Raw genomic sequence first — 13,707 nt, forward strand, 5'->3', positions numbered from 1 at the left:
ACTTAAGCATTTAAAATTTCATTAAACAAACTCATCAGCTCCTCATTGGCTTCCTGGCCACTATTTTTAGATTTAAAATAATCTTTGAACAATATTTCTATATTCTGATTTAAATTAATTTCCTGGCTCTGCTGTTCTGTAATTTCCTGATTTTTGACTTTTGGGATAAGATGAACGATACCATTATGAGACTGATAAATCTCTCTTCTTTCATCAGCCGTTAGAAAAGTTTCACTTTCAAGAGTCAGCTCTATAAAAGTATATGGGTTTTCAGCCAGCCAATGAACAGTATCTGCAACGGAAGTAAATGTTTTTCGGACTAAAGCTCTTCCGCTTTTCAAAGCTCTTTTTTCGTAAGTGACAGCTTTTCCAGGTTCTGCATCAATAATAGAAACATATTTAGTCTGTCCGGCTTCACTAAAGCTGTAGCATAAAGGTGAAGAAGAGTAGACCACAGGTTTTTCCTTTGTTCCGATATTCTGAAAACCATGTAAATGTCCTAACGCTGTATATTGAATCTGCTCCGGAATACTGTCTGAAAATATCAGATCTGCATTTCCGATTTTGATAGGTTTTTCCCCTTCCGGTTCCTCTAGTATTTCCGCTCCTCTTTTATTCATGTATAAATGAGCGGTCAGAAAGTTAATCCCTGAAGAGTCGCAAAATTCATCCGCAAGTTCTTTCCAGGTTTGTGAAAGTACTTTGTTGATTTCTTCTTCTTTATTTTCTCCAAAATATTCTTTTAAACGGATTTCGTTCGCAAAAGGAGTGTGCAGTATCCTTACAGGAAAATTTATGTTTTCAATAGCCAATTCTATAAAACCGGCTTTTGATTTTGTTAGTTTAAAATAATCAGTACTGAAAGGAATGATTTCAGCTTTTGGATGGCCTATGAGAATAATTCCGCATTCTCTGGCTAAAGGATCTGGAGCATTAATCAGATTCGGAGAATCATGATTTCCGGAAATAGCAATTACAGGACGTTTACCATTCTGTGATAAACGTTTTAATGTTTTATAAAAAAGTTCAACGGCTTCTACGCCCGGATTAAAATTATCAAAAAGATCTCCGGCAACCAGAACAAGATCAATGTTTTCTTTATCAGCAATTTCCGTAATCTCTTCCATCACCAGAATTTGCTCTTCCAGACGGGAAAAACGATCCAGCCGTTTTCCCAGATGCCAGTCGGCTGTGTGGAGGATTTTCATAAAAAGTTTATCATTATTTAATACCCAAAGTTAAATGAAGTTTTAATTTTAAAAATGCGGTTTACCTCAATGGATCAAGAAATATATTGAGGTAAAAATTCTCCTGTTTGAGGCCGCAAAATTTTCATAGTGTATTGTCGGCTTCTTTTGCTTTGAAATCTTCGCGAATTTGTTTTAAACGTGCTTTCCTTTCTGCTTCTGCATTTTGTATTTTACGTTTTTTCTGATCAATTTTCTTTTTATTTTTTTTCCTGTTCGCTTCGTTATTTTTGCTCATATTTTTCTGTAACGAATAATTTTTGTTGGTAAGAAATAGCTTCATCAAAAATACTAAAGATTAAGAGTTTAAACAATTTTAGTTGTTAAGTCTGATAAAATATTTTAATTTTACTGCTTTATGGAAGAGAAATCAAAAGATCCCTTACACGGAAAAAGGCTTGATGCGATTCTTGAAGAGCTGGTAGAGTACTACAAAGGCTTCGAGAAATTAGGAGAGCAGATCAATATAAAATGTTTTACAGACAATCCTAGTATCAATTCTTCACTGAAATTTTTAAGGAAAACGCCCTGGGCAAGAACAAAAGTTGAAAGTCTGTATCTTTTTGTGCTGAGACAGAAAAAGAGAGACGAATCAAAAAAAGGAAACTAGAAAGCTGGATGTTGCTTTGAAATTCTTCTTTTAGCCCTTTTCTCTAAACAATCAAAAAACAGTATATTTGTGCTGTTAATCGTGAAAGGATTCGCGAAAAAAAATAGAAAATATGACAATTGAAAACAATCATGTTGTAGCTGTAAGTTACATACTTCATACAATTGAAGAGGATGGAAGCAAGGTTCTTGTAGAAGAAACAACAACAGAAAATCCACTAACATTTTTGTACGGTGTAGGAATGATGATTCCAAAGTTTGAACAAAATATCCTTGGTTTGAAAGCTGGTGATAAAGCTGCTTTTACAATTCAGCCGGAAGAAGCTTATGGTGAGAAACAACCTGATGCTATCGCAGAATTGCCAATTGATATGTTTAAAGAATCTGGAATTCCTCCTGTAGGAGCTATTTTACCTTTATCTGATAACCAGGGGAATAATTTCCAGGCGTTTGTGGTAGAAGTAACTCCGGAAGCTGTAGTGGCAGACCTTAACCACCCAATGGCTGGTAAAGTTTTAGATTTCCAGGTGGAAATTTTAAATACTCGTCCCGCAACAGAGGAAGAATTGGCACACGGTCATGCTCATGGAGTTGACGGAACAGATGCACACTAAAAAATAATATAAATGTCCGGTTTTTTCGGACATTTTTTTTATAATACCAGTAAAGAAAAAATAAACCACAGGACTTCTGTGGTTTATTCTTATTTATAGGCTATAATTAGCTATTTGCCGGTTATTATCATAAAGTATTAAAGGGAACTATAATTTTAGAATTAGAATTGATTTTAAAACCATTCTGATCTTTCACGGAATACTGAACCGGAAATTGATTAGCATATACAATGACTATATTGAAGCAGCTGAACCAGCAACACAAAATCAGTGAAGTCTAAATAATCTTTTTCTTCACTTCATTAATCCAAAAATTCACCTGAAACATAATACCAGCGGTTATGCATTTTCTGGAAAAAAGAGAATTCATGGTGGAGCTGTGGATGCCCGTCCTGATCTGTATAATAGGCTTTAAACTCTACCTGATTTAAAGCAGGAGTTCTTATGATTTCCAGTTTTGTCCATTGATTGATTTCTCCCCATTCCTGAAGATCTGCTTTATTGTGGTATTTTCGTTTTCCAGGAAGAGTAGTCTCCATTAAATATTCTCCATTAGGAATAGCAAAAGCTGAAAATCTTGAGCGCATCAATGCTTCAGCGGTAGGAGCTTGCTTTTCTCCCGTATGATAAGGCTTGCAGCATTCTTCGTAAGATTTTCCTGAACAGCAGGGACAATTCATATAATGTATTTAAAATTGTAAACGGCAAAAATAACAAATATCAGCAGAACCGGGCTTTGGCCCGTTAAAAAAAATAAATAAATAGTTCCAACGGCTTTAGCCGAAACATAAAAAAAGAAGCACTCTTTTAAAGAATGCTTCTGATGTATTTATTTAATAAACCCTCTGTTTCTTAATAAAGGTTTAATATCCGGATCATGTCCTGTGAAATCTCTGAATGCCTGATTAAGGTCTACAGAATTCCCTACAGAAAGAATATATTTTCTGAAACGGTCACCATTTTCTCTCGTTAGTCCACCATTCTTACTGATCCATTCCCATGCATCATTATCCAATGTTTCAGACCATAGATAAGCATAGTATCCAGCAGAATATCCACCACCCCAAATATGGGCAAAATAAGGAGTATGGTATCTTGGCGGAACTGTTGCTAAAGTAAATCCGTGGCTTGCCAGAGATTGTTTTTCAAAATCTAGAACAGGAATAAACTGACTTTCGTTAGTTACTGTGTGCCAATCCATATCCAGTTCAGCAGCAGAAACCAATTCAGTGGTCATATACCCCTGATTGAAAGTCGCTGCCTTTTTAATTTTCTCTACTAAAGCCTGAGGAATGGGTTGTTTTGTTTCGTAATGTACCGCATAGTTTTTAAGAACTACAGGGTCTAAAGCCCAATGCTCATTAATCTGTGAAGGGAATTCCACAAAATCTCTTGGTACGTTTGTCCCAGAAAGAGAAGGATATTTCTGGCTTGCAAACATTCCGTGAATAGAGTGGCCAAATTCATGGAAGATTGTTGAAACATCATCATAGCTTATTAATGACGGCTTTCCAGGAGCCGGTTTCTGGTAATTGTAGCAGTTTACAATGACAGGTTTTGTTCCCAATAAATAAGACTGTTCAACAAAATTACTCATCCAGGCACCTCCGTTTTTAGAATCTCTTGTGTAGAAATCCAGATAATAGATAGCAATAGATTTTCCGTCATGATCGAAAACTTCATATGTAACTACGTCAGGATGATAAACAGGAAGATCTGTTCTTTTTTTGAAGGTCAGGCCATAGAATTTTTCTGCAGCGAAGAAAACTCCTTTTTCAAGAACAGTAGTGATTTCAAAATAAGGTTTTATCTGGCTTTCATCAAGATCAAATTTAGCTTTTCTTACCTGCTCAGCATAGAAATTCCAGTCCCAGGGCTCTACCTGGAAACCTCCCTTTTGCTGGTCGATAAGATCCTGAATATCTTTTGCTTCTCGTCTTGCCGTTTCCACCGCAGGAGTAGCAATCTGGTTCATCAGTTTAGTGGCAGCTTCCGGAGTTTTTGCCATCTGATCCTGAAGTTTCCATGCTGCAAAGTTTTTCTTACCCAGAGTCTGAGCTTTTTTCAGTCTCAGTTTAGCCAGTTTTTCAATCGTTTCTCTGGTATCATTAGCATCTCCTTTCTCAGCTCTTGTCCACGAAGCTTTAAACAGCTTTTCTCTGGTGGCTCTGTTTTTTAAGTTTTGTAAAAGAGGCTGCTGTGTTGTATTTTGTAGAGCCAGAAGGTATTTTCCAGGCTGTCCTGCAGTTTTGGCATCAGCGGCGGCGGCTTCAATTTCATCAGAAGAAAGTCCGTCCAGTTCTTTTGCATCAGCAAAGAATACTCCACCTTGCTTTCTTGCTTCCAACAGTTTATTGGCATATTGCGTGGAAAGAGAGGCCAGGTCCTGATTAATCTGCTTCAGCTTTTCTTTATCTGTTTCAGAGAGATTAGCTCCTGCAATTTCAAAGTTTTGCTTATAAAATTGTACAAGTCTTTTACTTTCAGGGTCAAGACCATCTTCTTTGATGGATTTTATTCTTTTATAAAGATTTTCATTCAGGTACATTTTATCAGAATGTGCCGCAAAAATAGGGGCATATTCTTCATCTAAAGCCTGCAGAGTAGGGTTGGTATTTGCACTGGTAAGATTAGAGAATACAATTTGTGCTCTTCTTAATACTTCACCGCTTTTTTCCAGAGCAACGATTGTATTTTCAAAAGTAGGTGCAGCTGGATTGTTGGCAATTTTTACAATTTCAGCTTCGTGCTGTTTTAAACCAAAATCAAAAGCAGGTTTGAAATGCTCATTTTTGATTTTGTCAAATTCCGGAGCTTCATATTGAAGCTTGCTCTTCTTCATGAAAGGATTTGAAGATAAAGACGGGTCAGGTGCAGGAAGCTCCTGTTGTGTATCGGTCTGTTTCATTGTAGTACAAGATTGATTGAACGCCAAGGCAGAAATTAATAATACCGATGAAATATTCTTCATAAATATAGTTGTTATTAAAGCATAAAGATATTAAAAACTTGCATCATAGAATCTATTTTGGCAGATGTATTTGCTGAAATAGCGTAATGGGTGTTTTTCAGGAGAATAAACCAAGCGTTATAAAGTTCACTATTTTTATTCTTACCATATGCATTATGGAAAATGACACTATTTTCAATTGTAATGTAATATTTTTTATAAATTAGTTGTCTTTTAAATAAGAAATTAATTAAATAATCTAAAAAATAAATAAACATGAAAAAAGGAACTCTTTTTATTTTTTCGGCCTTAGTGGTTTTAGCCTCTTGTAATGAAAAACACGAGAGAAGAAACAACGAAAAAAGCAGCTGGGTAGAGAAGGTGGTTACTACAGAAAGTGGCCCGATACAGCATAAGGAATTTACAGGAGATTTTGATGAAATTCAGGTTTCCCAGGCTATTGAGGCTGAAGTCATAAAATCAGAAACAGAGAAGGTGGAAATTTCAGCTCCACAAAGCATCATCAATGAAATTTTGGTGGAAAATGAAGGAGGGAAGCTTCATATTCATTATAAACCTGGAATCAGAGTTATGAATATCAATAAGGTGACTGCAAAGATTTATACTAAAGATTTTAGTAAAATTTTTGCTGACTCAGCAGCAAGAATTGATGTGAAAGATAAATTTACTCAGGAAAAAACAAATATTGAAGTATCTAGTGCCGGCAGCATCTCAGGAAACCTGGAAGCTAATGATATGGATATTAATATCAGCAGCAGCAGTAGTTTCAGCGGGAAGATATGGGCTGTAAATCTTGATATTGAATCATCCTCAGGTTCTAGTCTTGATATTTCTGGAAAAGCAAAACATGCAGATATCAGTGCTTCTTCAGGCAGCAGTATTTCAGCAAAAGATGTCATTGCAGAAAATGTGGAAGCTGATGCATCCAGTGGGGCAAGCATTGAAATAGGAGCTGCTTCCAGCGTGAAAGCAAGTGCATCTTCAGGAGGCAGTGTGAATATTGCTAAGAAAGGAGAGCTCAAAAATGTCAGCAAAGAAGAAAGCAGTGGAGGAAGTGTAAACATCCAGTAAATCATTCCTGAGATTCTTCTTCATCTTCTTCAGCCGATGAGGAAGAGTCCCAGTTTCTATGATCAAAATTAAGATTATCATAAGCTAATAATTCCTCCTCACGCTGGAGGATTTCTTTTGTACTGAATAAAGTAACATCCTGGTCTTCTGCCATTTTTGCCAGTTTTCTTACAGAGGCCTTATCAATAGCCATAAATCTTTGTCCAAGACGTCTGGCAGCATACTTTCTCATTCCTGTTTCATGAAGTACATCTACGGCCATATCCACGGCTGTTCCTAATGTTTCACGGTAAATATGATTGATTCCGTTATTAAGATATTCATAGGCATCAATTCTGTTTTTTGCCCTTACAAAAATTTTCACATCGGGATAATGCTCACGTACCAATTCTGCAATAAACATATTGTCATCAGGATCATCGAGGCACAACACCAGAATCTCGGCATCTTCAATTCCTGCAGCTCTTAAAATAGGAATTCTGGTAGCATCACCATAATAAACCTTAAAGCCATAGCTTCTCAGCAGCTTCACACGGTCCGAATCTCTGTCCAGAACAGTGGCCGAAATTTTATTCGCTTTTAAAAGACGTCCCACGGTACTTCCAAAATGCCCGAATCCTACGATGATGATCTTTTTTTGAGCTACATCACTGTCGAGAATATTGAAATCATGATCTTCTTCAGGTATTTCTTTAATGAATTTCGGGGTTATAAAACGTTCATTAATGATCAGAAGGATAGGAGTGATGCACATCGTAATAGCTGTAACAGCCATTAATTGTGCATTAAGTTCCGGACTTAGAAGATAGAGGTCCGAAGCATAGTTGATCAGGACAAAAGCAAATTCTCCTACCTGCGAAAGGGCAAAAGCATAGAAAAAACTCTGTGGAGTATCTATTTTGAAAAATTTTCCGATAGCATACAAAACGACGAACTTCACACTTAGTACCGCAAAAACAGTACTGAAAATAAATAAAGGATCTTTTTGAATGATATTGAAATTGATCGTTGAGCCAACACTGACAAAAAAAACAGCTAAAAGCAGTCCTTTAAACGGATTGATCTGTGCTTCCAGTTCATGCCTGAACTCACTGTTGGCAAGCATTACCCCTGCAAGGAAAGCTCCTAATGCAGGAGAAAGCCCAATAACAATCATCAGTTCAGAGACACCAATAACAAGAAATAAAGACGAAGCGGTCAACAGTTCCGTCATCCCGGATTTAGAAACGTAGCGTAGAAAAGGTACGAATACATACCTGCCTAATAAAATCAATAAAACAACCCCGAAAATTACAGTGCCTGCCTGAAGCCATTCCGGAAGTCTCTGTATCAGGATCTGGATTTCGTTATCATGATGTTTTGCTTTATAATTGGCAATAATGGGAAGAATTGCCAAAATAGGAATGACAGAAATATCCTGAAATAAAAGGGTAGAGAATGAGGCTTCTCCTGCTGTGGTTTTAAGATTGTTTTTTTCCTGTAATGTCTGCAGAACAATAGCTGTAGAAGATAAGGCAAAACACATAGCAACAGCTATCGCTTTATCTACCCTCCATCCGACAGTGATAAATACTATGAAGAGTAATGAAATGGTGAGAAGCATCTGAGAGAGACCCAATCCCATTATTTTCTTCCGCATTTCCCAGAATTTCCGGGGTTCCAGTTCCAGACCTACAATAAAAAGGAGCATAATTACACCAAATTCACTGGCATGCATGATATCATTTACATTATTTCCCGTGAGTCTGAGTACATAGGGTCCTATAATGATTCCTCCTAAAATATATCCGATAACAGAACTCAATCCGAATTTTCTGGCTAATGGAACCATAATAATGGCTACACCCAGAAAAATTAATGTGTTCATCGCTAAGCTGGATTCCATATGCTATTGATTGAGTAGTTCTGTAAATTCTTTTTTGTGTAAAATAATGTCTTTTTTTGAAAGCTTATTGGCTTCGTATACGATCTTAATATGTTTGATATTAGCCTTGAAAACCTTTAGTGAAACAATCAGCCCGCTGATGAGTTCATCAATGGTATATCCATAAGTTCCGTTTTTACTGAAAGATCTTTCTTTACCGCCTGTTGTAATCAGGATATAGACCTCTTTTCCTTCTAATGGATTGTACTCGCCTTCTTTGAGCCAGTCTCTATCGAAAACCTCATCTATCCACAAGCGGAGGAGGGGAGGCATTCCAAACCATATTAATGGAAACTGGAATACGAAACGGTCATAGTTCTTAAGGCGTTTTCTTTCTCTGAAAGCGGCAATATGGAAGTCAGGATATTCTTCGTAAAGATCTCTCAAGGTATAATGCTGGTGGCGGACGTAGAAATTGATAAGCTCTACATTCGAATTGGAGTGCTCCAGATAAGGGTGTGCAAATACTACCAGCGTCTTCTTCATAATCCTGTTTTCAGTAAATATAGTGAAAAAATATTGAATAAAAGGTGGTTTTTATGTGTTTTTGTTAACTTTTTAACACATAAAGATCAATTTAACGTTAATAAAAACTAAAAAATAGACGTTATTTTAGTTTTTTAAATAAAAAAAATCAGGCCGTTAAGACCTGATGTGTTTTGTATTATAAATAAAATTATTTATTAGCTTACCATCCTCCGGAAGCACCACCGCCTCCGAAACTTCCTCCACCGCCAAAGCCTCCAAAACCGCCACCGGAACTGCCACCACCGAATCCACCGCCTCCAAAACCACCAGGGAATGGGAAAAAGCCTCCGGGATAGTTTCTGCGTCCTCTGCGGGTAATGATCACATCATCGTCGTCGTCATTATTTCCACCGCCACCACCGCCGCCTTTGTTGCCAAAGAGGATCGCAATGATGATAAAAATAACAAAAGCAATCAGGAGCACTTTCAATGCGCTTCCATTACCGGAAGGTGCTGTAGTAGCTACAGGCTTGAATTTCCCCTGAACAGCTTCCATAATGGCTGAGGTTCCGCCATTGATTCCCTCGTACCAAAGTCCCTTCTTAAAATTTGGGGTAACAATATAATCAAGGATCTGTCCTGCTACTGAAGCTGTCAGATATTGTTCTACAGCCCGTCCCTGTTGGATAGACATTGTATGGTCTTCTGTCGCAATCAGGAATACCACTCCGTTATCTATTCCTTTTTTTCCGATTTTCCATTTTTCGCCAAACATGGTTGCCAGAAAGTTGACATCTTCTCCTTTGGTGGAGCGGATGATCACTACTTCAATTTCTGTTGAGGTAGAATCGGCAAACTTGATCAGTTTATTATTCAGTTCATCTTTTTGCTGCTGAGAAAGAAGACCGGCTTCATCAAAAACAGGATAGAGTATTGCTGGTTTTTCGGGAACGGTGTACTGTGCTGATACAAATGTGTAAAAGCAAAGCAATAGAAATGAAAATACTATTTTAAGAGAACGTAATTTCATTTGGGAGTTGGTTTGGGTTTTCTCCTTTTACAGGAAAATGTTTTTTGAGTTCAATTCCTGTTTCCAGGATAGCACTTTTCAGTGCTTTGTAATAATTTCCTTTAGCAAATTCTGCAGTAATGTAATCATGCAGGTGATCCCAGTAAGATTGGTTTACCTTTTCATGAATCCCGATATCACCAATGATAGTCAGGTACTTTTTTTCAAAATTAACATGAAAAAGCACTGCGTTTCTATCGGCTGTCTTATCCATACAGAGTTCCCTGAAGACTTCAAAAGCTGTTTTTGCCATCTGGTCTTCTGTATTGGAATCAATATGCACCCTGATCTCTCCCGTAGAATGATCTTCCGCAGACTGAATCGCTTCCACAAGGGAAGCGATCTGTTGATTTGTAAGGTAATTACCCATTATTATTTGAATACTTCAGGTGCTTTCTGAGCTCCTGCATCAGCTTTGAAATAAGGTTTTTCTTTAAAATTGGTGAAATTCGCCAAAATATTATTCGGGAAAGTCTTTATAGAAGTGTTGTAATCCTGTGCAGCGTCATTGTAATAAACAGTTTCTGTTCTGATACTGTTTTCAATAGCGGTATATTCTCTTTGGAAATTGATATACTGCTGGTCTGCTTTTAAATTAGGATAAGATTCTACTACTGCCATCAATCTGCTTAATGCTCCTGATAGTTCTCCCTGAGCAGCCTGGAATTTAGCAATATCAGCATCAGTCATGTTAGTAGGATCGATGTTGATAGAAGTTGCTTTAGAACGCGCTTCAACAACCTGCGTTAAAGTTTCCTGTTCAAATTTTGAATACGATTTTACCGTTCTTTCAAGGTTGGGAATAAGGTTGGCCCTTTTCTGATATACAGTTTCTACGTTCGACCATTTTGCGTTGACAGTCTGTTCTTTATTAACAAAACTGTTATATCCGCTTTTTCCCCAGAAGAATAAAACGGCAACAATAATAAGGAGGGCGATACCAATGGTTCCTGCACCCAGACATCCTTTATTTTTCATAGTTTATTTTTTTAATTTTTTGTGCTAATCAAATATACAAATTATGTGCTAATTTTGTAAAAAATTATATTTGCATGACAACAATAGTGGTGGCAATGGGAGAAAAAAATGAAATTGGTTTTGAAAACCAGTTGCTTTGGCATCTTCCTACAGATTTAAAACATTTTAAAGATATTACTTCAGGACATCCGGTGATCATGGGGCGAAAAACCTATGAAAGTATTGGAAAAGCCCTTCCGAACCGCACCAACATTGTTGTTTCAAGAAAGAAAAACTGGTTTGAAGAAGGGATTCTTATTGTAGGCAGCATCAAGGAAGCAATGAAGTTTGCAAAAAAAATTGATGAAGAAGTCTTTATTATCGGTGGAGGTAATATCTATGAACAGACTATGGATATCGCAGACAGATTAGAGGTTACTTTAGTAAAAGCTGATCTGAAAGCAGATACTTTTTTCCCGAAAATAAATGAGAAGATCTGGAAAAAAACAAACGAAGTCTGCCATGAGAAAGATGAGAAAAACGCTTATGATTTCTGTTTCCAGACATTTGAAAAAATTAAAAGCGAGTAAGGGGATAGAAATCTAACTTTTAACTCTGGCTTCTAACCTCTAAATTTTTTATCTTTGCACTTCTAAAATTTAATAATGAATAAATACATAAAAATTGCAATAGCAGCACTTCTTATCCTTGCAGGACTTTATCTTATGATTTTCACAAGAAATCTTGGCTGGGGTATTGTTGTTTTTCTTCTTGCCGCATTTCCGATTTTACTTTTCTTTAAAAATGAATATATACTTTTGGCATTCTGGCAACTGAGAAAACAGAATATGGAAAAAGCTGGAGAATGGTTAACGAAAATAACAGATTATCAGGGACAGCTTTATAAATCTCAATATGGTTATTTCCACTATTTGTTGGGATTGACCCAAGCTCAGGACCACCCTACAAAAGTGGAGCCTTTAATGAAGAAAGCACTGGAGTATGGTCTGAATATGAAACACGACAGAGCTATGGCTACTTTAAATCTTGCTGCAGCGGCTATTTCCAAAGGAAGAAGACAGGAAGGACAGAAGCTTTTGGAAGAAGCAAAAAGACTAGATAGCGCAGGGATGATGACGGATCAGATCAAAATGATGAAAGATCAGTTGAAAATGCCATCTATGCAAAAGCATATGCACAATCCGAATATGAGACAGAGAGGGAAATTCTAATCCATTCTGATATACAATATAAAAGTCCTGATTTTTTCAGGACTTTTTGTTTTTTTACCATGCAAGGTGGGGGGAGTTTGAAGAGATTATCTTTTGGATTGAAGGTGTTTCCTGAAGCGAGCAGGATATTCTGTTTCTGAAAGAGGTTCTGAAAACTATTTGTATAGAATTTCTGTCATCGTCTTTATCACTCTACATTTCTGAATTATGGTCATAACCATAAAATTTAGGCATCTGCCAATGGTATTTTACTGCAAAAGTCCGGATAGCAACGATCAGCAAAATAGTAAAAACCTGTATGAAAGTATAAGAAAGTGCAGTGTATTTGGTCATCAGGAAGAAGGCTGCTCCTCCCATGATACATGCTGTAGCATATATTTCCTTCCTGAAGATTAACGGAATTCTGTTGAGCAGTATATCCCTGATAATTCCTCCGAAACAGCCGGTAATTGTACCCAGTGCAATACAGATCATAGGGTGGATATCTGCATTCAGTCCTTTTTGAATTCCGATAATGGTAAATAGTCCCAAACCAAAACTGTCAAAAATAAACAGCGTTACTTTGAAGTTTTTTTCCATAGATTTAAAAATCATTGAAAAAATACTGGTAATCAGGATCAGGGAGCACATCAGAAGATCATGCATCCAGAATACGGGGATATCAAGAAGAAGATCTCTTACAGTTCCTCCTCCCACAGAGGTTACAAAGGCAATAATAAGCACTCCGAACGGATCAAGCCGTTTCTGCATCGCTGCAAAACTTCCCGACATGGAAAAGGCAATGGTCCCAAGGACTTCTATTGCGAAATTGAACTGTTCGTGCATATATTATGGGTATGAATGATAAGTAATGAGCAATCAGTAATAATAAAAATTATGCCATTTAAATTTGAGAAAGTTTAGACTTATATCGAGCCATAACTTTTACAAATTCTTCAGATTCTGTTTTTAAATGTAAATTTTTTTTTTCGGATTTAAATCTTCTAATTATCAATAATTTCAGAACAAAACTGAGTTTGGTCAATCTTAAAATTGGGTTACAGTCTATCCTGTCAGAATTGCTCATTACTTATATATTTATTTCTCTACTCTCACAGAATCCGGAACCATCAGCTCATATTCTCCTCCATGAGTAATGATTTCTCTTACAATACTGCTGCTGATGAATGATTTCCCGGAAGAAGTAAGCAGAAAAACCGTTTCCAGTTTTTTATGGGCTAAAGTTCTGTTAGTGTGGGCAATTGCTTTTTCAAACTCAAAATCTGCAGGGTTTCTTAATCCTCTGATGATGTACTGAGCATTTTTCTCAAAGCAGTAATCTACCGTTAAGCCTTCAAAAGAGTCTACTTCTACATTGGGGAATTCGGCAACAGAATTTTGAATGAATTCCTTTCTCTTTTCGAGGGGAAACATATATTTCTTCTGAGAATTCTGCCCGATGGCAATAATTAACTTATCAAATAGCGGTGCCGCTCTTTCTATAATATCGTAATGTCCTAATGTAATGGGGTCAAATGACCCTGGAAAAACAGCAATTTTCATGTT

Annotated in this window: 16 protein-coding genes; 5 read left to right on the forward strand and 11 right to left on the reverse strand. The window is 36.8% G+C overall.

Going from position 1 to position 13,707, the window contains the following annotated elements; all coding sequences use genetic code 11:
• Positions 1–2: 2 nt before the first annotated feature.
• A complete protein-coding gene (locus LF887_RS03075; RefSeq protein ID WP_236857356.1) occupies positions 3–1,208 on the reverse strand; it encodes an exonuclease SbcCD subunit D in 1,206 nt (401 codons plus the stop codon).
• A 124-nt stretch (positions 1,209–1,332) separates the two neighbouring features.
• Positions 1,333–1,485: a hypothetical protein gene (locus LF887_RS03080; RefSeq protein ID WP_236857357.1), complete on the reverse strand. Its 153-nt coding sequence runs from the start codon at positions 1,483–1,485 to the stop codon at positions 1,333–1,335.
• A 120-nt stretch (positions 1,486–1,605) separates the two neighbouring features.
• Between LF887_RS03080 and LF887_RS03085 the strand changes: the two genes are divergently transcribed.
• Both LF887_RS03085 and LF887_RS03090 read left to right on the forward strand, forming a co-directional pair.
• Positions 1,606–1,857: a VF530 family DNA-binding protein gene (locus LF887_RS03085; RefSeq protein WP_236857358.1), complete on the forward strand. Its 252-nt coding sequence runs from the start codon at positions 1,606–1,608 to the stop codon at positions 1,855–1,857.
• A 112-nt stretch (positions 1,858–1,969) separates the two neighbouring features.
• The gene (locus LF887_RS03090; protein WP_236857359.1) at positions 1,970–2,470 is read left to right on the forward strand and encodes a peptidylprolyl isomerase; all 501 of its coding nucleotides are present in this window, start codon (positions 1,970–1,972) and stop codon (positions 2,468–2,470) included.
• Between the two features lie 302 nt (positions 2,471–2,772).
• Here the strand turns inward: LF887_RS03090 and LF887_RS03095 are convergent, their stop codons facing one another.
• Positions 2,773–3,150: a YchJ family protein gene (locus LF887_RS03095; RefSeq protein WP_236857360.1), complete on the reverse strand. Its 378-nt coding sequence runs from the start codon at positions 3,148–3,150 to the stop codon at positions 2,773–2,775.
• Between the two features lie 149 nt (positions 3,151–3,299).
• Positions 3,300–5,441: a M3 family metallopeptidase gene (locus LF887_RS03100; RefSeq protein WP_236857361.1), complete on the reverse strand. Its 2,142-nt coding sequence runs from the start codon at positions 5,439–5,441 to the stop codon at positions 3,300–3,302.
• 255 nt (positions 5,442–5,696) lie between these two features.
• Between LF887_RS03100 and LF887_RS03105 the strand changes: the two genes are divergently transcribed.
• The gene (locus LF887_RS03105; protein WP_236857362.1) at positions 5,697–6,512 is read left to right on the forward strand and encodes a GIN domain-containing protein; all 816 of its coding nucleotides are present in this window, start codon (positions 5,697–5,699) and stop codon (positions 6,510–6,512) included.
• 1 nt (position 6,513) lies between these two features.
• Here LF887_RS03105 and LF887_RS03110 read toward each other — a convergent pair whose 3' ends face one another.
• From LF887_RS03110 to LF887_RS03130, 5 genes are all read right to left on the reverse strand, one after another.
• Positions 6,514–8,397 (reverse strand): monovalent cation:proton antiporter-2 (CPA2) family protein, encoded by a 1,884-nt coding sequence (locus LF887_RS03110; protein ID WP_236857363.1) that lies wholly within the window; start codon positions 8,395–8,397, stop codon positions 6,514–6,516.
• Positions 8,398–8,400: 3 nt separating this feature from the next.
• Positions 8,401–8,922 (reverse strand): NAD(P)H-dependent oxidoreductase, encoded by a 522-nt coding sequence (locus LF887_RS03115; protein WP_236857364.1) that lies wholly within the window; start codon positions 8,920–8,922, stop codon positions 8,401–8,403.
• 202 nt (positions 8,923–9,124) lie between these two features.
• The gene (locus LF887_RS03120; protein WP_236857365.1) at positions 9,125–9,934 is read right to left on the reverse strand and encodes a TPM domain-containing protein; all 810 of its coding nucleotides are present in this window, start codon (positions 9,932–9,934) and stop codon (positions 9,125–9,127) included.
• Positions 9,915–10,343: a TPM domain-containing protein gene (locus LF887_RS03125; protein WP_236857366.1), complete on the reverse strand. Its 429-nt coding sequence runs from the start codon at positions 10,341–10,343 to the stop codon at positions 9,915–9,917. The genes LF887_RS03120 and LF887_RS03125 overlap by 20 nt, the downstream gene beginning before the upstream one ends.
• A 2-nt stretch (positions 10,344–10,345) precedes the next feature.
• Entirely contained in the window at positions 10,346–10,951 is a 606-nt protein-coding gene (locus LF887_RS03130) for a LemA family protein (protein WP_236857367.1), read from the reverse strand.
• A gap of 74 nt (positions 10,952–11,025) precedes the next feature.
• On the opposite strand from LF887_RS03130, the gene LF887_RS03135 reads away from it, so the two are divergent.
• Positions 11,026–11,520, forward strand: coding sequence for a dihydrofolate reductase (locus LF887_RS03135; protein ID WP_236857368.1), 495 nt, complete (start codon positions 11,026–11,028; stop codon positions 11,518–11,520).
• Positions 11,521–11,595: 75 nt separating this feature from the next.
• Positions 11,596–12,162, forward strand: a complete 567-nt coding sequence (locus LF887_RS03140; RefSeq protein WP_236857369.1) for a DUF2892 domain-containing protein — start codon at positions 11,596–11,598, stop codon at positions 12,160–12,162.
• 192 nt (positions 12,163–12,354) lie between these two features.
• Here the strand turns inward: LF887_RS03140 and LF887_RS03145 are convergent, their stop codons facing one another.
• Together LF887_RS03145 and coaD are read right to left on the reverse strand one after the other, a co-directional pair.
• Positions 12,355–12,987, reverse strand: coding sequence for a trimeric intracellular cation channel family protein (locus LF887_RS03145; protein ID WP_236857370.1), 633 nt, complete (start codon positions 12,985–12,987; stop codon positions 12,355–12,357).
• 252 nt (positions 12,988–13,239) lie between these two features.
• The gene (coaD, locus tag LF887_RS03150) at positions 13,240–13,704 is read right to left on the reverse strand and encodes a pantetheine-phosphate adenylyltransferase (protein ID WP_115971715.1); all 465 of its coding nucleotides are present in this window, start codon (positions 13,702–13,704) and stop codon (positions 13,240–13,242) included.
• Positions 13,705–13,707: the final 3 nt, after the last annotated feature.

It is taken from the genome of Chryseobacterium sp. MEBOG06 (assembly GCF_021869765.1).
GTDB lineage: Bacteria > Bacteroidota > Bacteroidia > Flavobacteriales > Weeksellaceae > Chryseobacterium.